The sequence below is a fragment of the Pseudomonas putida genome, assembly GCA_041071465.1.
Classification (GTDB): Bacteria; Pseudomonadota; Gammaproteobacteria; order Pseudomonadales; family Pseudomonadaceae; genus Aquipseudomonas; species Aquipseudomonas putida_P.
This window is the reverse complement of sequence record CP163498.1, coordinates 2,498,079-2,519,134: the sequence shown is the minus strand read 5'-3', so window position 1 is coordinate 2,519,134 and position 21,056 is coordinate 2,498,079. Positions and strand designations below refer to the sequence as shown.

At 60.9% G+C, this 21,056-nt stretch carries 22 protein-coding genes and 2 tRNA genes; 15 read left to right on the top strand and 9 right to left on the bottom strand.

The genetic code is table 11. The features are described from left to right. Positions 1-19: 19 nt before the first annotated feature. Positions 20-1,681: an OFA family MFS transporter gene (locus tag AB5975_11640; protein ID XDR22396.1), complete on the bottom strand. Its 1,662-nt coding sequence runs from the start codon at positions 1,679-1,681 to the stop codon at positions 20-22. Positions 1,682-1,988: 307 nt separating this feature from the next. Here AB5975_11640 and AB5975_11635 point away from each other — a divergent pair, with 307 nt between their 5' ends. The 4 genes from AB5975_11635 to AB5975_11620 all read left to right on the top strand — a co-directional run bounded on the left by AB5975_11635 (position 1,989) and on the right by AB5975_11620 (position 5,734). Then, positions 1,989-4,235, top strand: a complete 2,247-nt coding sequence (locus tag AB5975_11635) for an AsmA family protein (GenBank protein XDR22395.1) — start codon at positions 1,989-1,991, stop codon at positions 4,233-4,235. Continuing rightward, positions 4,232-5,299, top strand: coding sequence for an A/G-specific adenine glycosylase (gene mutY, locus AB5975_11630; protein ID XDR22394.1), 1,068 nt, complete (start codon positions 4,232-4,234; stop codon positions 5,297-5,299). The genes AB5975_11635 and mutY overlap by 4 nt, the downstream gene beginning before the upstream one ends. Further along, positions 5,296-5,568: an oxidative damage protection protein gene (locus AB5975_11625; GenBank protein XDR22393.1), complete on the top strand. Its 273-nt coding sequence runs from the start codon at positions 5,296-5,298 to the stop codon at positions 5,566-5,568. The genes mutY and AB5975_11625 overlap by 4 nt, the downstream gene beginning before the upstream one ends. A 90-nt stretch (positions 5,569-5,658) precedes the next feature. After that, positions 5,659-5,734, top strand: a tRNA-Phe gene (locus tag AB5975_11620). A 136-nt stretch (positions 5,735-5,870) separates the two neighbouring features. Here AB5975_11620 and AB5975_11615 read toward each other — a convergent pair. After that, complete coding sequence (locus AB5975_11615) at positions 5,871-6,173, bottom strand: addiction module antidote protein (GenBank protein ID XDR22392.1); 303 nt, start codon at positions 6,171-6,173, stop codon at positions 5,871-5,873. Positions 6,174-6,182: 9 nt separating this feature from the next. Then, positions 6,183-6,473 (bottom strand): type II toxin-antitoxin system RelE/ParE family toxin, encoded by a 291-nt coding sequence (locus AB5975_11610; GenBank protein XDR22391.1) that lies wholly within the window; start codon positions 6,471-6,473, stop codon positions 6,183-6,185. A gap of 149 nt (positions 6,474-6,622) precedes the next feature. On the opposite strand from AB5975_11610, the gene ppk2 reads away from it, so the two are divergent. Both ppk2 and AB5975_11600 read left to right on the top strand, forming a co-directional pair. Then, positions 6,623-7,603: a polyphosphate kinase 2 gene (gene ppk2, locus AB5975_11605; GenBank protein XDR22390.1), complete on the top strand. Its 981-nt coding sequence runs from the start codon at positions 6,623-6,625 to the stop codon at positions 7,601-7,603. 60 nt (positions 7,604-7,663) lie between these two features. Next, a complete protein-coding gene (locus AB5975_11600; protein ID XDR22389.1) occupies positions 7,664-8,107 on the top strand; it encodes a hypothetical protein in 444 nt (147 codons plus the stop codon). Positions 8,108-8,183: 76 nt separating this feature from the next. Here the strand turns inward: AB5975_11600 and gabP are convergent, their stop codons facing one another. Next, complete coding sequence (gabP, locus tag AB5975_11595) at positions 8,184-9,569, bottom strand: GABA permease (GenBank protein ID XDR22388.1); 1,386 nt, start codon at positions 9,567-9,569, stop codon at positions 8,184-8,186. A 641-nt stretch (positions 9,570-10,210) separates the two neighbouring features. Between gabP and AB5975_11590 the strand changes: the two genes are divergently transcribed. The 8 genes from AB5975_11590 to AB5975_11555 all read left to right on the top strand — a co-directional run bounded on the left by AB5975_11590 (position 10,211) and on the right by AB5975_11555 (position 15,868). Further along, entirely contained in the window at positions 10,211-10,984 is a 774-nt protein-coding gene (locus tag AB5975_11590; protein XDR22387.1) for an ABC transporter ATP-binding protein, read from the top strand. 11 nt (positions 10,985-10,995) lie between these two features. Further along, the gene (locus AB5975_11585) at positions 10,996-11,748 is read left to right on the top strand and encodes an ABC transporter substrate-binding protein (protein ID XDR22386.1); all 753 of its coding nucleotides are present in this window, start codon (positions 10,996-10,998) and stop codon (positions 11,746-11,748) included. Between the two features lie 54 nt (positions 11,749-11,802). Then, positions 11,803-12,495 carry an ABC transporter permease gene (locus AB5975_11580; GenBank protein ID XDR22385.1) on the top strand — a complete coding sequence of 231 codons (693 nt, stop codon included), beginning with the start codon at positions 11,803-11,805 and terminating at the stop codon, positions 12,493-12,495. Beyond that, on the top strand, positions 12,495-13,184 hold the full coding sequence (locus tag AB5975_11575; GenBank protein ID XDR22384.1) for an ABC transporter permease: 690 nt from the start codon (positions 12,495-12,497) through the stop codon (positions 13,182-13,184). Before AB5975_11580 ends, AB5975_11575 begins: the two co-directional genes overlap by 1 nt. Before the next feature lie 64 nt (positions 13,185-13,248). Beyond that, positions 13,249-14,454, top strand: a complete 1,206-nt coding sequence (locus AB5975_11570) for a methyltransferase (GenBank protein ID XDR22383.1) — start codon at positions 13,249-13,251, stop codon at positions 14,452-14,454. A gap of 416 nt (positions 14,455-14,870) precedes the next feature. Continuing rightward, on the top strand, positions 14,871-15,119 hold the full coding sequence (locus AB5975_11565) for a hypothetical protein (GenBank protein ID XDR22382.1): 249 nt from the start codon (positions 14,871-14,873) through the stop codon (positions 15,117-15,119). A 98-nt stretch (positions 15,120-15,217) separates the two neighbouring features. Next, positions 15,218-15,293: transfer RNA gene (locus AB5975_11560), tRNA-Thr, on the top strand. 368 nt (positions 15,294-15,661) lie between these two features. Beyond that, on the top strand, positions 15,662-15,868 hold the full coding sequence (locus tag AB5975_11555) for a helix-turn-helix transcriptional regulator (GenBank protein ID XDR22381.1): 207 nt from the start codon (positions 15,662-15,664) through the stop codon (positions 15,866-15,868). 122 nt (positions 15,869-15,990) lie between these two features. Here AB5975_11555 and AB5975_11550 read toward each other — a convergent pair whose 3' ends face one another. The 4 genes from AB5975_11550 to AB5975_11535 all read right to left on the bottom strand — a co-directional run bounded on the left by AB5975_11550 (position 15,991) and on the right by AB5975_11535 (position 17,574). Next, positions 15,991-16,239, bottom strand: coding sequence for a pyocin activator PrtN family protein (locus AB5975_11550; protein XDR22380.1), 249 nt, complete (start codon positions 16,237-16,239; stop codon positions 15,991-15,993). Beyond that, the gene (locus AB5975_11545; GenBank protein ID XDR22379.1) at positions 16,236-16,565 is read right to left on the bottom strand and encodes a hypothetical protein; all 330 of its coding nucleotides are present in this window, start codon (positions 16,563-16,565) and stop codon (positions 16,236-16,238) included. The genes AB5975_11550 and AB5975_11545 overlap by 4 nt, the downstream gene beginning before the upstream one ends. Before the next feature lie 337 nt (positions 16,566-16,902). Continuing rightward, a complete protein-coding gene (locus tag AB5975_11540) occupies positions 16,903-17,106 on the bottom strand; it encodes a hypothetical protein (GenBank protein XDR22378.1) in 204 nt (67 codons plus the stop codon). Positions 17,107-17,328: 222 nt separating this feature from the next. Continuing rightward, entirely contained in the window at positions 17,329-17,574 is a 246-nt protein-coding gene (locus AB5975_11535; protein XDR22377.1) for a hypothetical protein, read from the bottom strand. Positions 17,575-19,056: 1,482 nt separating this feature from the next. Between AB5975_11535 and AB5975_11530 the strand changes: the two genes are divergently transcribed. Next, on the top strand, positions 19,057-19,617 hold the full coding sequence (locus AB5975_11530; protein XDR22376.1) for a hypothetical protein: 561 nt from the start codon (positions 19,057-19,059) through the stop codon (positions 19,615-19,617). Between the two features lie 793 nt (positions 19,618-20,410). On the opposite strand, the gene AB5975_11525 is transcribed toward AB5975_11530, so the two are convergent. After that, on the bottom strand, positions 20,411-21,025 hold the full coding sequence (locus tag AB5975_11525) for a recombinase family protein (protein XDR22375.1): 615 nt from the start codon (positions 21,023-21,025) through the stop codon (positions 20,411-20,413). Between the last annotated feature and the right edge of the window lie 31 nt (positions 21,026-21,056).

Sequence of the window (21,056 nt, the reverse complement as noted above, 5' to 3'; positions counted from 1 at the left end):
GCAACCCCAAAGGAGCGGCTCAGTGGAACAGCACAGCTGTCTTCTGCAAGGTTACCCACACCCCCCAGGCCAACGGCACGACCACCACAGCCCAGGCCAGCAGCACCAGTGGCAGGCTGCCCGGCGCCGCTTTCCACTCCAGCGAGCGTGCACTGTCGGCGCCCTTGTCATGGCTCAACGCCCGCTCGGCGGCCAGCTCTGCATCGCTCATGAAATGCTTGTCGGCCACCGGGCGTACCAGCATGTTGCAGATAAAGCCCAGCACCAGCAGGCCAGCGAGGATGTACAAGGTCATGTCGTAAGCCGCTGCCCGCTCCACACCCGCGGCCAACTGAGACTCACGCAGATAAGTGATCAACACCGGCCCCAGCACCCCCGCCGCCGCCCAGGCCGTCAGCAGACGACCATGAATGGCGCCGACCATCTGCGTACCGAACAGGTCAGCCAGGTACGCCGGCACGGTCGCGAAACCGCCACCATACATCGACAGGATGATGCAGAACGCGGCCACGAACAGCGCCACGTTACCCAGGTGCCCCATGTTCGGCACCAGGCTGTAAAGGCCAACGCCCAAGGCGAAGAAAGCGAAGTAGGTGTTCTTGCGGCCGATGTAGTCGGAGAACGACGCCCAGAAGAACCGCCCGCCAATGTTGAACAGGCTCAGCAAGCCGGTGAAACCGGCAGCGATCGCGGCAATCTGCGCCAGCTGGGCAGTGTTCAGCTGGCTGAAGGTCAGTTCGTTGCCCAGCAGCTTGCCGGCGAACACCTCCTGCAGCAGCGGCGAAGCCATGCCAAGAATGCCGATGCCTGCCGACACGTTCAGGCACAACACCAGCCAGATCAGCGCAAACTGAGGCGTCTTCCAGGCCACGCTGACGTGCACGTGACGGTCGGTGACCATGGCGTTGCCGGCCTTTTTCACCGGGGCCGTCCAGCCTTCAGGCTTCCAGCCGGTCGGCGGGACACGATATGCCAGAGCGCCGGCAGTCATGAACACGAAGTAGATCGCCGCCATGGCGACGAAGCTCTGCCACACGCCAACTTCATGCTCGTTGCCAAAATGCCCCATCAGCGCGGTGGCCAGCGGTGCACCCACCATGGCCCCGCCGCCAAAGCCCATGATCGCCATGCCGGTGGCCATGCCGCGCTTGTCCGGGAACCACTTGATCAGGGTCGACACTGGCGAGATATAGCCCAATCCCAGGCCGATACCGCCAATCACGCCGGAGCCCAGCCACATCAGCCATAGCTGGTGGGTTTTCACGCCGATTGCCGAAAGCAGCATGCCGCCACACCAGCACAGGGCCGAAACCAGGCCAGCCTTGCGCGGGCCGGCGTGCTCCAGCCAACCGCCCAGCACCGCCGCCGAGCAGCCGAGAAAGACGAAGAACAGGGTGTAGATCCAGCTCAGCATCGAGATCGGCCAGTCGCATTCGGCGCTGAACATCCGGGCCATGAAGCTCATGTCTGCGGCACAGGCAACGGGGGCGGTGATGCCGAGGGCTTGCGACAAAGGCAACCAGAACACCGAGAAGCCATAGGCCATGCCGATGCACAAGTGAATGGCCAGGGCGGCGGGTGGCACCAGCCAGCGGTTGAAGCCCGGGCGGGCGATGATGCGCTCCTTCGACAGGAAGCCTGGCGCACTGGCCGAGGAGCCCGTCGCGACGGTACTGGTCATGGATCTGATCCTTGTTATAGGGAGGGTGCTCGCAAAGCGGCGCAAGGTTAGCAGAGCCAAGTAGCGTGAAAGCAATCTGATATCGTGATTTATTGCTTGGCTGAAACGGTCCTCTTTCCTGTGCCAGCCTCTTCGCGGGTAAACCCGCGAAGAGGCCGGCACAGGCGAACATCTGCCCGCCGAAAGCCGTACCATCTGCTGAAAACGTAGGATATGCCCTGTATCTCTGGTCGAATACGCAGGGACAACCCTCGCGGCGTTATACTCTGCCGCCTGAATTTCACTAACGGACTACAAGGACTCGCCCATGAAAGCGTTCGGCAAAATCCTGGGACTGGGGCTTCTCGGGTTGCTGCTGATCATCGTGGCGCTGGGCTTCGCCCTGACCCACCTCTTTGATCCCAACGACTACAAAGACGAGATTCGCCAGCTGGCACGCGACAAGGCTCACGTGGAGCTGACCCTCAACGGCGATATCGGCTGGAGCCTGTTCCCATGGCTGGGCCTGGAGCTGCACGAAGCCAGCATCGCCACCTTGGCCAAACCCAAGGAACCGTTCGCCGACCTGCAGATGCTCGGCCTTTCGGTCCGTGTACTGCCATTGCTGCGCCGCGAAGTGCAAATGAGCGATGTACGCGTCGAAGGCCTGAACCTGACCCTGGCGCGTGACGAACAGGGCCATGGCAACTGGGAAGACATCGGCAAGCCGCTGCCTGCGCAAAACGGCACAACCGCCGGTGCACCCGCGCAGCCACCTGCCGAGCAGAAGCCCACGACCGCCGACAACAACGACCGCGCCGTCAAGCTGGACATCGACAGCCTGACCGTGAACAACGCCCGCGTGCAGTACACCGATGCCAAGACCGGCCAAAGCTATAGCGCCGAAAGCATCCAGCTGAGCACCGGCCCGGTCCATGAAGGCGCCAACATTCCGCTCAAGGCCAGCGCCTTCATCAGCGCCAGCCAACCGAGCATCAAGGCCCGCACCGAGCTGGCCGGCGAACTGCGCTTCGACCGCAAGCTCAAGCGCTACAACTTCGAAGACATGCGCCTGTCGGGCGAAACCTCGGGTGAACCCACTGGTGGCAAGACCGTGACCTTTGCCGCCCAAGGCCAACTGCTGGTAGACCTGGCTGCCAATGTGGCTTCGTGGAACGGCCTGAAAGTCTCCGCCAACCAGCTGCGCGCCCTCGGTGAGCTGAACCTGCGTGACCTGGACAAAGCACCCCAGCTGAGCGGCGGTCTGTCCATCGCCCAGTTCAACCTGCGCACCTTCCTCGACAGCATCGGCCGCCCACTGCCGGCCACCAACGACCCGGCCGCCTTCGCCAAGCTGGAGCTGGTGACTCGCCTGCAGGGCACGCCCAACAGCCTGGCCCTGGAAGACCTGGCGGTGAAGCTGGACGACAGCACCTTCAGCGGCCGCGTGGCCGTCGAAGACTTCGCCAAGCAGGCCCTGCGCCTGCAGCTCAAAGGCGACACCTTCAACGCCGACCGCTACCTGCCGGCCAAGAGCGAAGAAGCCAAGGGCGCCACCGCTGCGCGCCAGGCCGAGGTGAAGCAACAGGAAGCCAGCGCCGTGGCCGGTGCCGGCACCACGCCACTGCCCAATTCCCCAACTCAAGTGGCCTGGAGCGACGACAAACTGCTGCCGGTGGACCGCCTGCGCGCCCTCGACCTGCAGGCCGACCTGGCCTTCGGTTCGTTGACCCTGGACAAGCTGCCGATCGAAGACGCCCAGCTCAAGGCCATTGGCCAAGCTGGCCTGTTGACCCTGCAAACCCTGCGCGGCGAACTGTACAACGGCACCTTCGAAGCCAAGGGCACGGTCGACGTGCGCCCTGCCGTGCCACAACTGGGCGTGAACACCAACATCCAACGGGTGCCGGTGGAGCACTTCATCAAGACCGAAGGCAAGGAGCAGACGCCACCGGTCAAGGGCCTGCTGACCCTGACCAGTGATCTGACGGCCACCGGTAACAGCCAGAAGGCACTGGTCGACACCCTGAACGGCAGCGCAAACTTCACCATCAACGACGGTGTGCTGGTCAATGCCAACCTGGAACAGCAGCTGTGCCAGGCCATCGCCACCCTCAACCGCAAAACCCTGAGCGGCGAACCACGCGGCAAGGACACCCCGTTCCAGGAGCTGCGCGGCAGCCTCGTGGTACGCAATGGCGTCGCCAGCAACCCGGACCTCAAGGCCCGCATCCCAGGCCTGACCGTCAACGGCCATGGCGACCTCGACCTGCGCGTGCTGGGCATGGACTACAACGTGGGTGTGATCGTCGAAGGCGACCAGCGCGCCATGCCGGACCCTGCCTGCCAGGTCAACGAACGGTATGTTGGCGTTGAAGTGCCGCTGCGCTGCCGCGGCCCGCTGGAACTTGGCGCCAAGGCCTGCCGCCTGGACCAGAACGGCCTGGGCAAGGTGGCGGCCAAGCTGGCCGGCAACCGCCTGCAAGACAAGATCGACGAAAAGCTTGAAGAAAAACTTGGAGACAAAGTGAGCCCGGAAGTGAAAGACGCGCTCAAGGGGCTGTTCAAGCGATGAGCCCCGAGCAGTTCTCCAGCGCTGTGCTGGATTGGTATGACGAGCACGGCCGGCACGACCTGCCCTGGCAACAGGGCATCACCCCGTACCGGGTATGGGTGTCAGAAATCATGCTGCAGCAGACCCAGGTCAGCACCGTGCTCAACTACTTCGACCGCTTCATGCAGGCCCTGCCGACCGTGCAGGCCCTGGCCGAGGCGCCGGAGGACGAAGTGCTGCACCTGTGGACCGGGCTGGGCTACTACACCCGTGCCCGCAACCTGCAAAAGGCCGCGAAGATCGTCGTCGAACAACATGGCGGCGAATTCCCGCGCAGTGTCGAGCAGCTTACCGAGCTGCCCGGCATCGGCCGCTCCACGGCAGGTGCCATCGCCAGCATCAGCATGGGCATCCGCGCGCCGATCCTCGACGGCAACGTCAAGCGCGTGCTGGCCCGCTACAGCGCCCAGGCGGGCTACCCCGGCGAGCCCAAGGTGGCCAACCAGCTGTGGGCCACCGCCGAGCGCTTCACCCCACAATTGCGCGCCAACCACTACACCCAGGCGATGATGGACATGGGCGCCACGCTGTGCACGCGCAGCAAGCCCAGCTGCCTGATCTGCCCGCTGCAGCGCGGCTGCGAAGCGCACCTGCACGGTGAAGAAACCCGCTACCCCGAGCCCAAGCCGCGCAAAGCGCTGCCGCAACGGCGCACCCTGATGCCTCTGCTGACCAACCCCGAAGGCGCCATCCTGTTGTATCGCCGCCCCTCCAGCGGCCTGTGGGGTGGTTTGTGGAGCCTGCCGGAGCTGGATGACATTGCCCAACTCGAAGACCTGGCCTATCAGCACGGCCTACGCCTGGCTGGCAGCCACGCCATGGATGGCCTGACCCACACCTTCAGCCACTTCCAGCTGGCGATCGAGCCCTGGCTGGTGCGCGTCGACCCGGTCGGCGAGCACATGGCCGAGGCCGACTGGCTCTGGTATAACCTCGCCACCCCGCCGCGCCTGGGCCTTGCCGCCCCGGTAAAAAAGCTGCTTGAACGCGCGGCCGACGAACTGATTGCAGGAGACGCCCGATGACCCGCACCGTGATGTGCCGCAAGTACCAAGAAGAACTCCCAGGCCTGGAACGCCCGCCCTACCCAGGCGCCAAGGGCCAGGACATCTTCGAACACATCTCGCAGAAAGCCTGGGCTGACTGGCAGAAGCACCAGACCATGCTGATCAACGAAAAGCGCCTGAACATGATGAACGCCGAGGACCGCAAATTCCTCCAGGCCGAGATGGACAAGTTTTTCGCCGGCGAAGAATACGCCCAGGCCGAAGGCTACGTTCCACCGGCCGAATGACCCCAAAAATCGTAAGCGACGGAATTAATTTAAAATTTTTTCAAAAAGTCGTTGACGAGCGGTCCGGAAATCTATTTAATTCACCTCGTCGCCCAGATAGCTCAGTCGGTAGAGCAGAGGATTGAAAATCCTCGTGTCGGCGGTTCGACTCCGTCTCTGGGCACCACCTTCAAGCTTCTGGTGGTTGCAAAGTTACCCGAAGCGACAACAAGAAACCCGCCTAGTGCGGGTTTTTTGTTGCCTGTGATTTTTGCTGCAGGCTTGGCAGCCAACTGACTTAGCTACCAAATTCAATCCGGACGTTACCCTGCAGTGGGTGGTAGCACCTCGGCATGAAGCCTCACCCCAAGCGCCGCCATCACTTTCATGATGGTCGCCAAGCTGGGGTTACCTTCAGCAGACAGCGCCTTGTACAACCCCTCCCGCGTGAGCCCGGTATCGCGCGCCAGTTGAGCCATACCACGAGCACGAGCGATATCACCCAAGGCAGCAGCAAGCAGTGCAGGGTCGTTTTCCTCCAGACAGGCTTCGAGGTACAAGACCATGTCCTCCTCTGTCTTCAAATGGTCCACAGCATCCCATTTGGTCAATTTGATATTTTTCATGATGGCCTCCTAGAGGTCGCGAGCCAGCTTGAGAGCCGATTTGATATCCCTGGCCTGACTAGCCTTATCGCCACCCGCCAGGAGGATGATCACTTCATAACCTCGTCGAACGAAATACACCCGATAGCCCGGACCATAGTCGATCCGAAGCTCGGATACCCCTTCAGCAACCGGCCTACAGTCACCCATCACTCCAAGACCCACCCGTCGTAACCGGACAGTTATGCGTGCTTTCGCACGCGGGTCCCGCAAAGCAGCGAACCACGTTCGGTAGGTGTCGGTTTGAATTAATGTATGCATGGGAGGAATGTAAACCGTAGTTCACACTACAGCCAATTGGTAGCTGTTTCAAACTGTTTATAGGCACCCAGTTGACCAGCATCAAATGGCCATCACTCGCCACAATTTAAGGTGCTGGATGGACATCCGAATCGACTAGCAAGGACCCCATGAGCGAAGAATCCCCCCTACTGCTCCCCGCCCCCGGCGAACCTGCCGTCACCCCAGTCCGCACGCGCCGCCCACGCCAGCGCAAGCCGGAACCGACGATCACCCGCATCAGCCAGCAACCCGCAGCGCTGGAAGTGGCTACCGCCCCCAGGGGCAGCAATGAAGACAGCACCTCGGCGCGCCTGCCGGCCAGCTACCCCTACCGCACCCGGCTGCGCCGCCAGGACTACGAGAAGGCCAAGCACGCGCTACAGATAGAGCTGCTGAAGGTGCAGAGCTGGGTAAAGGACACCGGCCAACGTGTGGTGATTCTGTTCGAGGGGCGCGATGCCGCCGGCAAGGGCGGCACCATCAAGCGCTTCATGGAGCACCTCAACCCACGTGGCGCTCGAATCGTCGCGCTCGAAAAGCCTTCCGAGCAGGAACAGGGCCAGTGGTATTTCCAGCGCTATATCCAGCACCTGCCCACGGCGGGTGAAATGGTGTTCTTCGACCGCTCCTGGTACAACCGCGCCGGGGTAGAGAAGGTGATGGAGTTCTGCACGCCACTGCAGTACCTGGAATTCATGCGCCAGGCGCCGGACCTTGAGCGCATGCTGTGCAACAGCGGCATCCTGCTGTTCAAGTACTGGTTTTCGGTGAACCGCGAAGAGCAGCTGCGCCGCTTCATCTCGCGCCGCGACGACCCGCTCAAGCACTGGAAGCTGTCACCTATCGACATCAAGTCGCTGGACAAGTGGGAAGACTACACCGCCGCCAAGGAAGCGATGTTCTTCCATACCGACACTGCCGATGCACCGTGGACAGTGATCAAGTCCGATGACAAGAAGCGTGCGCGGCTCAACTGCATCCGCCACTTCCTGCACTCGCTGGACTACCCCGACAAGGACCATAGCGTGGCCCATGCGCCGGATGAACTGCTGGTCGGCAGGGCATCGCACGGGTTCGAAGAGGATGAGCCCGCCCCGCTGGCGAGTTGAAACGCCGAGGCAGCTGCGCTTCAATACGCGCAATTTCCGAACACCCCAAGGATTCACCCCATGGCCACCCCTACCAAGCAACAGAAACGCGCCAAACGCGCCGCCAGCAAGGCCAAGCAGAACCGCATGGTGCGCAGCGGCCAGGCGGTCAAGGCCAGTGCCGGCGACAGCGCCAGCGTCGAGCAGGTGTACAACAAGGCCATGGAGTCGGGCAGCTACGACGCGATGTTCAACAAGATGAAGGAAGCCCAGGAGGGCGGCCTGGTACCGATGATCTCGGTGTTCCTGGTGGACCCGCTGCTGGCCCTGGTACTCAAGGGGCACAAGGAAGAGCACGCCACCGACTACATCGTGCTGGTGTTCAACGCCTACCGCAAATGGCTGGACGGCGCTGACGAAGAGGCCACCATGGCCTGGCTGGAGAGCGATGAGTTCCAGGAGGCCTATATCGCCGCTTCCGAACTGATTGCCAAGCAGCAGCAACAGCAGAAGCAGTTCGGCTGACAGGGCCGTTTAACCTGCCAACGAAAAAGGCCGTGCCCCTCACAGGGCACGGCCTTTTCATCTCAGCCAGCGCGGATCAGTTATCCAGCGCCACCCGTCCGGCAGCCTCACGCTTGCGGTGCACCAGCAAGCCAGCTGCCACCACACCAATGCTCAGCAGCGCAGTCGCGATGATTTCGGCACGGTGATCTTCACGCAACGCCATTACCACCAGAATGGCAACGATGAAGGCAATGGTCGCCCAGGTCAGGCCCGGGAACAGCCACATCTTGAATGTGATTTTCTCGCCGCGGGCTTCACGCTGGGCACGCATGCGCAACTGCGACACGGCAATCACCAGGTACACCAGCAGCGCAATGGCGCCCGAACTGGCCAGCAGGAACTCGAACACCTGGGCCGGGGCCACGAAGTTGGCGAACACGCAAAGGAACGCCGCTGCCGTGGACAGCAAAACCGCCACGTGCGGGGTAGCCGCCTTGGTGGTGCGCTGGGCGATGGCCGGTGCGTCGCCACGCTTGCTCAGCGAGAACAGCATGCGCGACGAAGTGTACAGCGCCGAGTTCAGGCAGCTGGTCACCGCGATCAACACCACGATGTCGACGATCAGCTTGGCATTCGGTACGCCGATACGGCTCAGCACGGTCTGGTAGGAACCGGTTTCGGCCAGCGCTGGGTCGTTCCAAGGCACCAAGGCCACGACCAGGAAGATCGACACCAGGTAGAACAGGCAGATACGCCAGATCACCGAATTGGTGGCACGGCTGATCTGCTTGCCCGGGTCCTTCGACTCGGCAGCGGCGATGGTGACGATTTCAGTACCCATGAACGAGAACATGGTGGTCAGCATCGCGGCCAGCACGGCGCCCAGGCCGTTCGGCATGAAACCTTGGGTATCGAACAGGTGGCTGGCACCGCTCACCTGACTGTTTGGCACGAAGCCGAACAAGGCAGCACAGCCCACGGCGATGAAGCCGATGATCGCCAGCACCTTGAGCAGGGCGAACCAGAACTCGAACTCACCGTAGTTCTTAACGCTGCACAGGTTGGTCAGCGTCAGCGCCAAGGTAATGATGAGGGAGAATGCCCACAGGTCGACCGCAGGGAACCACGCATGCAGGATGGCTGCGGCGGCATTGGCCTCCAGCGGTATCACCAGCACCCAGAACCACCAGTACAGCCAGCCAATGGTGAAACCGGCCCAGCGCCCGATGGCGCGGTCGGCATATGTGGAGAACGAACCGGTGTCAGGCGAGGCGACAGCCATTTCACCCAACATGCGCATCACCAGCACCACCAGGGTACCGGCGGCGGCATATGCCAGCAGCACGGCAGGGCCGGCAGCTGCGATGGCGTGGCCGGAGCCTACGAACAGGCCGGCACCGATGACGCCAGCGATGGACAGCATGGTCACATGCCGTTGTTTGAGCCCCTGAGCGAGGTCATTGGAATTGTTACCGCTCATTGAAACTACCTTTGTAAGGAGTGGACCACTCCGACTGCGAGTACAAAGCGCACCAAGGGTTGGCCTAGGCGTCGCTGCAATCGGCGGTTTCCTACTGGCAATAAGCGCGCCATGTGCTGGATGCATTCGTCAGAAGTTTCTGCGGGCCTTTTAGGACGCGGCTTGGAGGGCTTTCGGCCAAGACTTGACCGAAAGAGCACCAAATCATCGGATTACTGAAATACCCACTTACAAATGCACCACAGGTGCTCCCCGGTAACACCTGTGCACCACCGCAATGCAAAAAAGTGCAACCTTGAGGTACAACCTTTAAAGCTAGCGACGCATTCGCGGGTAAACCTGCCCCCACTGGAATCGTTTGACCTAAAGGTCGGCTTTACCCCGCCAATGGGCCAAAACCGCTTCCATGAGCGGCCCAAAGGTGGCACCATCGCGCCTTTTTTCATCAAGGCTCTGGTGCTGGGCGACACCTTCGCGGACATCTGCGCGACGTTACGCTGTAGCGATGCGACAAACTGCCCCACCAGTGCCCACAGTCCCCGGCGACCCTGTTGGCCGTCATAATGCCGCTATGCTAGCTTGGCGCACGCCAGGAAGGCCGCCAATAGCTGGGAACGCACCCGAACACATGAGGACCGCACATGGCTCAGGCCACGCCCGCGCTGGAAATCCGCAATCTGCACAAACGCTACGGCGAGCAGGAAATTCTCAAGGGCATTTCGCTGACCGCACGCGACGGTGACGTGATCTCCATCCTGGGGTCGTCCGGCTCCGGCAAGTCCACCCTGCTGCGCTGCATCAACCTGCTCGAGAACCCGCACCAGGGCGAAATCCTGGTCGCCGGCGAAGCCCTCAAGCTCAAGGCCGCCAAGAACGGCGACCTGGTCGCAGCCGACAACCGCCAGATCAATCGCCTGCGCAGCGAAATCGGCTTTGTCTTCCAGAACTTCAACCTGTGGCCGCACATGTCGATCCTCGACAACATCATCGAGGCGCCACGCCGCGTGCTCGGCCAAAGCAAGGCCGAGGCCATCGAAGCCGCCGAAGCGCTGCTGAACAAGGTCGGCATCTACGACAAGCGCCACAGCTACCCCGCCCAGCTTTCCGGTGGCCAGCAACAGCGCGCCGCCATTGCCCGTACCCTGGCCATGAAGCCCAAAGTGATCCTGTTCGACGAGCCCACCTCGGCGCTCGATCCGGAAATGGTCCAGGAAGTGCTAAACGTTATCCGCGCATTGGCCGAAGAAGGCCGTACCATGCTGCTGGTGACGCACGAGATGAGCTTTGCCCGCCATGTGTCCAGTGAAGTCGTCTTCCTGCACCAAGGCCTGGTCGAAGAGCAGGGATCGCCGCAGCAGGTCTTCGAAAACCCGACCTCGGCGCGTTGCAAGCAATTCATGTCCAGCCACCGCTAACGGAGCAATACATGCACACTTACAAGAAGTTCCTCCTGGCAGCTGCTGCCACGCTGGTGATGTCGGCAAACGCCATGGCCGCAGAAAAACTGCGCATGGGTATCGAAGCCGCCTACCCACCGTTCAACAACAAGGATGCCAGCGGTAACGTGGTTGGTTTCGACAAAGACATCGGTGACGCCCTGTGCGCCAAGATGAAAGTCGAATGCTCGGTCGTTACCTCCGACTGGGACGGCATCATCCCGGCCCTGAATGCCAAGAAGTTCGACTTCCTGGTGTCGTCGCTGTCGATCACCGACGAGCGCAAGCAGGCCGTGGACTTCACCGAGCCGTACTACTCCAACAAGCTGCAGTTCATCGCGCCGAAAAACGTCGATTTCAAAACTGACAAAGAGTCGCTGAAAGGCAAGGTAATCGGCACCCAGCGCGCCACCCTGGCCGGCACCTACCTTGAAGACAACTTCAAGGGCGTCGACGTGAAGCTGTACGACACCCAGGAAAACGCCTACCTGGACCTGGTGTCCGGCCGCATCGACGGCATCCTGGCCGACAAGTACGTACAGTACGAGTGGCTGAAGAGCAAAGACGGCTCGAACTTCGAGTTCAAGGGCGAGCCGGTGATGGACAGCGACAAGATCGGTATTGCCGTGCGCAAAGGTGACACCAAGCTGCGCGACGACCTGAACAAAGCCCTGGCAGAAATCAAAGCCGACGGCACGTACAAGAAGATCAACGACAAGTACTTCCCGTTCAGCATCGAATGACCCGCCCTGACCGGCGCGCCCTTGCGGCGCGCCAGTCCCTAGAATGACCTGCCCATGAATATCGACCTGCACGGATTCGGTCCGGCCATGATGGCCGGCACCTTGATGACCGTAAAACTGGCGCTTTGCGCCTTGCTGCTGGGGCTGGTGCTGGGCCTGCTCGGCGCCCTGGCCAAGACCTCCCCGCTCAAGCCGCTGCAATGGCTTGGCGGCTTTTACTCGACCCTGGTTCGCGGCGTGCCCGAACTGCTGTGGGTGCTGCTTATCTATTTCGGCACCGTCGGGCTGATGAACAGCCTCGGCGAAGCCCTGAACATGCCTGGCCTTGAGCTGAGTGCCTTCGCGGCCGGCGTGATCGCCCTGGGCCTGTGCTTCGGCGCCTATGCCACCGAGGTGTTCCGTGGCGCCATCCTGGCGATTCCCAAGGGCCACCGTGAAGCGGGCCTGGCACTGGGCCTGTCCAAGGGCCGCATCCTGTCGCGGATCATCCTCCCGCAGATGTGGCGCATCGCCCTGCCCGGCCTTGGCAACCTGTTCATGATCCTGATGAAGGACACCGCACTGGTGTCGGTAATCGGCCTTGAAGAGATCATGCGTCATTCGCAGATAGGCGTGACCGTGACCAAAGAGCCGTTCACCTTCTACATGGTCGCGGCCTGCATTTACCTGGGCCTGACCGTCCTTGCCATGACCGGCATGCACTTCATGGAAAAACGCGCCGCTCGCGGCTTTGCGAGGGCCGAATAATGAATTGGGAAGTCATCTTCAAATGGCTGCCACGCCTGGCCGAAGGCGCAACCCTTACCCTGGAGCTGGTGGCCATTGCCGTGGTTGCCGGGTTGATCCTGGCCATCCCGCTGGGCATCGCCCGCTCCTCACGCCATTGGTACGTGCGTGCGGTGCCGTTCAGCTACATCTTCTTCTTCCGTGGTACGCCACTGTTGGTGCAGCTGTTCCTGGTCTACTACGGCCTGGCGCAGTTCGATGCCGTGCGCTCCAGCTCGCTGTGGCCGTACCTGCGCGATCCGTTCTGGTGCACGGTGCTGACCATGACCCTGCACACCGCCGCGTACATCGCCGAGATCCTGCGTGGCGCGCTGCAGTCGATCCCCAAGGGCGAGATCGAAGCGGCACGCGCGCTGGGCATGTCACGGGGCAAGGCACTGTTCTACATCATGCTGCCACGTGCTGCGCGCATCGGCCTGCCGGCGTATAGCAACGAAGTGATCCTGATGCTCAAGGCCAGCGCCCTGGCCAGTACCGTGACCCTGCTGGAACTGACCGGCATGGCCCGTACCATCATTGCGCGGACCTACCTGCCGGTGGAAATCTTCTTCGCGGCCGGGGTGTTCTACCTGGTGATCTCGTTCTTGCTGGTGCAGGGCTTCAAGCTGCTGGAGCGCTGGTTGCGCGTGGATGCCTGCCAAGGCCGCTGAGCCGTCCCGGCCTCTTCGCGGGTGCAACCGCGAAGAGGCCCTAAAACCCAACACACGTCCTCCCATGCCCAGTCACCTCCACAGCCACCACCTAAGCACCCGCTTCCAGGCACTCGACCAGTTCCTGATCGAGCACCAACAGCTGTGGAAACCCCGCCCCTTCACTACCCTGCACCTGGGCTGGGAAACCACCCACCCCGAACTGGCCACCCACCTGCGCCAATGCTCCCTGGCAGACGCCGAAGCCGATAGCACCGCTGACCACTTGCCCGCCCCATTCCCGCAACTGGCCCAGCAAGCCCAGCAGCTCTCCACCCTCGGCAGCCTCCCTCAGAGCGCTCGACCCTCCGCCGCCCACCGTCTGGACGTTGCTGTCCCCGGCCGCAAATGGCAGCAGATCGAAGCCTTCGCCAGCCACCTGGCCTTCCGTGAACCGCCGCAACACTGGCTGGACTGGTGCTCTGGCAAAGGCCACCTGGGCCGCCGCCTGTTGCAACCCGGCCAGCAGCTGACCTGCCTTGAGTACGACGCCGACCTGGTCGCCGCCGGCCAGGCCCTGAGCGCCCACCACCACGTGCCAGCGCAGCATGTGCATCAGGATGTGATGGCCAGCGACAGCGTCCGCCACCTGGCAGGCGACAAGAGCGTGGTCGCCCTGCACGCCTGTGGCGACCTGCATGTACGCCTGATGCAACTGGCCAGCCGGCAAGGTTGCCGGCAGTTGGCCGTAGCCCCCTGCTGCTACAACCGCACAGCCGTGCAGCAATACCAGGCGTTATCCACAGCCGCGCAAGCGTCCAGCCTGCAGCTGTCGCTGGACGACCTGGGCCTGCCCTTGAGCGAAACCGTCACCGCTGGCGCCCGCGTGCGGCGCCAGCGCGACACCTCGATGGCCCGGCGCCTGGGCTTCGACCTGCTACAACGCCAGCAGCGCCAGAGCAGCGAATACCTGCCGACGCCGTCGCTGCCGGTAGCCTGGCTGGAAAAGCCTTTCGAGCACTACTGCCGCGACCTGGCAGATCTGAAACAACTGCCTTTGCACGGCAACCCGGATTGGGCCGCCCTGGAGGCCGCGGGCTGGCAGCGCCTGGCCGAGGTACGCAACCTGGAGCGCGTGCGCAACCTATTCCGCCGGCCGCTGGAACTATGGCTGGTGCTCGATCGCGCCCTGTTTCTCGAAGAACAAGGCTATGAGGTGCGCCTTGGCCTGTTTTGCGACTACCCACTGACCCCGCGCAACCTGCTCATCCTTGCGGAACGCGACCGTTAGCCGCAGCACAACCTGTGGATAAGTCTGTGAACAAGCTTGTGATTACCTGTTGGAGCCAAGCGCTATTTCAAGCGCTTGGCTTATTCCAGCTTACGCGTCAAGCCCAACAAAAACAGGCGTTTGCGCAAAGACCAGCGGCGTAGCGATCCGGCATGCCTTTCGCGCAAGTCGGCAATGCCACTTGTGCATAAACATTTCTTGTGGTTGATGCAAGCGCTGTTTGCGCGGTCATTTATGGGTGTGAGAATTCCCGCGAAGAGCGCCTGACAGGCAACACAAGGCTAATGCCCAACCGCCGTAACGGTGTATCATCCGCCCCCCAAATCATTAAAAAGTGACGTCGCGCGCTGCCCGCCAGCCCCGCGACCTTCTGGCGTTGCGCCAGAACCGACAATGGACCAACGGACTTGACCATCGTGACTCGAGCCACCCCCCTCGCCCTGTTGACCTTCGCTCTGGCCCTGACCGGCTGCACCAACGGCACCGCGCCCCACTCCAACAGCAACCTGGGCTGGAACCACCCCGGCATGCAGCTGGGCGGTGATAACGGCCTGCCCCTGCGCACCGAAAGCCCTTGCCGCAAACGCGGCTGCGACAATGACAAGCTGTTCTTCAACCCAGGCAAAAGCGAGCCAAGCGTCAACACCATCCACCGCGGCTGGTAAGAAAATTCTCCTTTTGGGCCGGTAACTTAGGTCTTTTGCGAACAATCGCAAGGAAGTGGTTTACAGGCGCCAAACGATCGCTATAATGACGCCCCATTGCCGGTATAGCTCAGATGGTAGAGCAACTGACTTGTAATCAGTAGGTCCCGGGTTCGATTCCTGGTGCCGGCACCATATAGATCAACGACTTAGGCTCACCTCACGGTGGGCCTTTTTCGTTTCTGGGCTTTGAGCCTCCATTTTTCCCCGTTCATTCCCCGTTTCCGCTTACCTCTATTCTTGGCTGCTCACTGCCCGCGCACCGCGCCATCGTGACATTCCGTTAACAAAAGCTCTCCAGCCGGGCGGCGCACTCACAGTCCCCGCCGGGCCGGGAGTCACGCCAGGTTCACGACCCAGGCTCGGCATTGACCTGTGCAGGAGCGTCTATGGCACCTCAGTCGCGAGCGCTTGGCTAAAGTTAGAGGAGAGGCCGTCCGGGCTGTCACGAAGCCTTCCTGGTATTCGACGACCTCAATCCGCTGTCTACGACGGAGGAGCACATGGTCTCTGCCGAGAATGATCGCTTCATGCGTATCGCTGAAGTCACCCGAATTACCGCACTCAGCCGAAACACCATTTACAAGCGAATGAGGGAGGGGACATTTCCGAAGCAGGTGAGGCTTGGGCCAAACTCCGTCGCCTGGTTGCAGTCCGATATCTCCGCCTGGATGACCTCGGTGATGCCAGACAAACCAGAGGCCTCGTGAAGCTCACACCCTTCATCTGAAACAGACTGGGCCTGACGCCGGGGCGGTAAGATGGTATCGCCGCCGCGGCAATCAAAACTGCTATGCGCTCGCTGCACGAACGTAACGGGTCGCGGCGGCCCCTATCTCAAACTTTTCATTGCTTCCGCGCGTCTGGCGTCAATGTAAGAAGCCAGGTCCCCAATGTGCACACCACGCGCTGACTTCTGGCTTTTCTCGATCGAGATAAGTGGGAGCCGAATTTCGCCGCGCGCGATCTTGCCCTTCAGCTTTTCAACAGAGAGATGTGGGAAGTAATCGGTGCAGACCCGTTCAATTGGGATCACAACCATCCCATCGTACTGAGCGAGGAGTAAGAAGGTAGTGTTCACTGCGCGCCTCGACGCAGTTTCTTTCCGGTGGCGAGCCGTACCGCATCTTCAAACGCCTTCTTGGAAGCATCAATAGATTGCTGCTCATGATCCCGAGCAGCTTGCTTCAATTGCTGTCTCGGCTCCTTCTGGACGCGTGTGGCAGTAATGTACTCGTCTGCCCATGCGTCCAACTCGTAACGATCGAAGCCGACGCCCCTGACGCCAATGCGGAACTCTGCTACGAATGGCCTTACTGTTCTGTTGAACTCCTGCCTGCACATCCCTAGGTACTCAGGGGCGTCCCGGTACCTGAGAATTCTCGGCATTACCTGATCACGGCTCATGATAGGTGCACTCGGCCAACTGTGGTCTAACTCAGGCTAACAGTCCCGTTCCGCATGAGCTGCCTACATGACAATCGGCTTTTCTGCACTGACCAAGAGCCGGCTCATGCCGACAGGTAACCAGAAGGCGCAAATAGGGCAATCGCGTCGGTGGGAGGGGGGTTGTGTATAGCCATTGTTTAAGCGATGCCCAGGGGGTGGTGTATAGCCGGGCACCGCCACCCCGGAACCGTAAGGGTGGCGCTTCACCATCCAGTGACCGTGGCTGCTCGCCGGCGGGTGCTGCGATCTGACAGCAACCCCTTGCTCAAGCAGATACCGGAAAGTTTGCCGGGATCTACAGCCCCATCTGCCTGATGATCCTGCGCGGCTCCATTCCATCGCGAAGCGCCCGGCTGGCGTCCATGGTCATCTGGTCGAGCGCCTTGATCTCGAATGCCTCGGCCATGGCAGCGGCCTTCCTGACGATCAGTAGCGCCAGCTCTGGCGGGAACTGGACCGGCTCCGGTTGGGGTAGGTAGTCGCAGTCGATAACGGACATGTCGCGGCCCTCGATGTGATGGTGCTCAACGTGGCGAGCTGGGCACCGGATTATCTGATAACTACCCAGCATCCGGGTAGTTTGTACCAGACCCGCCCGGCCACCTGTTCCGGCCTGCTGTCAGGGTGCTGCTCTACCACCTGGTCGGCCAACTCTGCCGGGTAGCAGAATTGATAATCGAGTCGATCGAAATTGGTAGTTTCGTCGCGGTCAACATCTGGGCTATTTCACGCTGGTAAAAGTCGGCGGAGGTCGGCGCTTTCGCCCAGGTGTCACTGGTTTGTGAAGTCCGCTCTCACACTCTCGCAAGAACTCCCTCACCGTACCGACCCGCCAGCAAATCCGGCGGCCCTGCTTGAACGATGGCGGAAGCCAGGCCGCCCCCGCCTGCATCGCACTTCTGATTGCCGACTCTGATCGGCAGAGCAGCATGGCAAGCTCTGGGACGTGGATAACTTCGGGCTCCATATCCGACTCCTTACGCATTCCGGGGCCCTCTCTTCAGGGTGGTTCCAGATCAGGCTACCACTAACAAATCGTTGGGCGTTCTGAAACGACGGTCGGGACTAGCATGCGCTTTGGCTCGAAGAGGCCCAATCGGCCTAGCCCACATCCCGCTGGCCAGAGTGTCAGGGGCTGGCACTTTTTTGTCCCTGGCAAGCCTGGCATGTCAGGTTTTGTCAGGTTCTGGACCACCCGGTTTCTCTTGACGAGCAAGCCCGGAAACTCTTGACGCCCTCCGCTCCCACAGGTCGGCCAGAATCAGCGCCAGCCCTTGTACAGCAGGGGTTACAGACGATCCTGCTCAAGCGCCAGCGGCTGAATCCGTCAAGGCCCTGTCAAGGATTCCGTCAAGGCCTGTCAAGAATTTCGCCGCCCCTGGCCATTCTGGACGAGTAGACGCCGGTCGATGGTGGCCAGCCTCCCGCGCATCAGGTAAATCACCGCTCCCACGGCATTCCATCTGCTGGTGCTGGTCCTGATCCGTCCAGAGCCTGTCCAGAATTCGGGCTTTGGCATTAGACGGGACTGTCCGCGCCAGCCCATCACGCATTGGCCCAGGCCAGGCCCGGCAGGTGATCCAGCGAATGGGGCCGCAGGCCACCGTCTATCGCGGTCTAGTGCGGGTCTATTTTAACTTGGCGGCTCTGGACGAGCAGGCGGTCCGAGCAGATCACCACTAGGCCGGCAGTCACGACATCACGCGCCATAGCGCCAGCGCCACCGCCCAACACCAGCGACCCGTCCAAAGCTGTCCAAAATCCGTCAGGGGTCTGTCAGGGGTACGAGACGGCCAGGGCCTCTACTTTGACGGCCTATAGCACCGGACGGACCTCAGACGCCCACCCGGTGCTGGCTCCGTCTCATGCCTGTCTCACATTCCGTCAAAGCGTGGTCAAAGTGGTTCCCAGTCGATCAGGTGTGGCTTTTCCGGTGTGTCCGTAAAAGTGTGGAGTCGGTCCACCGTGTTGATTCCTACACAGTGTGTCGCTTTCGAAACGGTGGAACCTGAGAAAACCTGAGATTGGATCGGCTGGCGCTTGGTATGGGATTCGTAGTTTTGATGTGGTTGTTCACGGTGGGCGTGTCGGTGCGGTTGCCACTGGCAAGCCTGCAATACCGTGGAAACCAGAGTGGAAACTGGGGCTGGAAACCATAACTTTTGATAACAGGCAGGCCGCCCAGGTTCGCGCATAGACGATTGCGAACCATAGGCGCGAACCAGCCTAGTGCGCACGCCAGAATGCGTACCAGCGGTGCGTACCTGGCCGCGCACCACTACACAATCACGCACCGCGCTGCGTGAAGATCGTGCGTGAAGCAGCGCGCGAACCATCCATGAGTCGGTCTACTCCACCTTAGCCCGCATCCCGCGCCCCCTCCTCCTCAACCTTTCACCCTATCAGCCGTTAAATACTCACTGCGGCATTCAAAACAATGGGGACGTTTATGAAACGAGTCGAGCGGGATTTTATTACCTTGTTCAACTGTCTGTGGTACCGCGATTTCCCGGTTACTGAAGCAAACGATCTGGCGGGGCGCGCCGATTGGACCATCCACCTCGGATTGGTGGTGCGTCAGTGCGCTACGCTCCTTGGCGCGAGAGCACTGTTTGAGCAGGGCGGGCGCACCGACGCGGTACTGCGCTACCCCGAAGGCGACACTCTTTCGTTCGTCGAGTGGGAATGGAAGCGCGCGCATACTGATATCAATGAAATTTCCAAGCTGTTAGAGCGTGCCAGCCAGGCAGTGTTCCAGACCTTCATTGGCTATAGCAGGGTTGAAGACGTAGCGCTCACGCTGGAACGAATTCACACGCAATGGCAGGGCGCGGACAGGCCACTGATGGTTTTCCTCATCACTTATGAACTATCTGGTCGCAGCCGTCATTTCATGGAGCTGCATACCTACATGTTTGCCAAAGGGAAATACAAAAAGGTTCGTACTCAACCAGCACTACCGTGGAAGGTGAATAGGGCTAAAGCCAACAAAGCTACTGATGATGCATGACCACTGGCCACTTACCGCGAATGCTAGCTCAGCGACCTGGCTGATGTTGCCATCAGAGCGTCCCGGCGCCGGCGCTTGAACTCCGCCCTGTTCGCAAATGTTAGTGCCTGGCCTGGGCTGGCCAACCCGTCAGCCTGTTAAGAAATGTTGGTGTGCGGCGCTGGCGCTGGGTGGATCGGGCGCCAGGCCAGTCCGGTTACCAGGCGTGGTTACCATCGCTGGTTACCAGCTCCGCTCAGGTGGCATGACTGCGTGCAGATCCCGAGGAAAGGTAGGTCGACTTGGCGGCTGTACCACCAAAAACACCAGCCCCGTAATAGACTCGGGACACTTTCATGCTTGAAATGAAAACGTCCTAACCCCGGTACAAAAGAAGTCCTCAACCTGGTAGGGGCTCGGTTTAACTGAAAGGTGGCGTAGCCGTGGCTTTGACGCGGCATGCAATGGCATTCCTGTGGCACAACAATGGACTGAGAGTGCGAAGCTCATCTCATCGGCATCAGCAATGTCCAATCCGTGCTAATTCCGTGGCACAAGAACGCCATTTCATCGCCACTTCATAGCGCCATGCTCAGCACTAGCGACCTGTCAAAGCCTGTCATGATATCCACCTCGACGACTGGACCGCATGTTGACAAATGTTGACATCGGAGCGGGCGTTAGCGGGCCGGCCTGTTAGCAAAAGTTAGTATTTGCCTGGTTGATCGGCCCAGTTCCCTGTTAACAATTGTTACGGTTCAGCCGCCTGGCGAGATAGGTGGTTGTGATGCTGCCGGGCAGGAGCGATACGGTATCAGGCAGCAGTGTCGCGAATACGCAGTACAGTAGTTGTCGAGCAGTTCGCATGCCTGGCAGTGGCTCGGATACCTAGCCCGGCGCCCAGAAGCTCCTTCACACGCTTGTGAAGCTCCTCATCCACAGGCCGGCCTTGGTATTTGCCTTCAGCTTTAGCCTTCTGAATCCCCTGAGCCTGGCGCTCGCGGCGCTGCTCGTAATCCTTCCGGGCGATGGCGGCCATCATTTCGACCAGCATCGAGTTGATCGCGGATAACATGCGGTCGGTGAACTCATCGCCCTTCGTGTCGCGCATACCCTGGTGACTGGTAGGCAGGTCCAACGCCACGATGCGCAGGCCCTTGGCGTCGATCGCACTCTTGAGCTTCGCCCAGTCGTCGGCCGGCAGACGGGACAGGCGATCAATAGATTCGACAAGCAGCACGTCACCCTTCCGAGCGTCCTTGAGTAGGCGCAGCAGCTCCGGTCGATCTGCAGCGGCACCGCTGGCATTCTCCAAGTATTCGCAGGCAATGACCTTGTTGTGGTCGCTGGCAAACTTTTCCAATGAAGCCCGGGCGCGGCCGGCGTCTTGCTCGTCGGTGGATGCTCGAAGGTAGGCGCGAATGAACATGATGCAACCTGTATCAGTTAGGGTGTTGTCC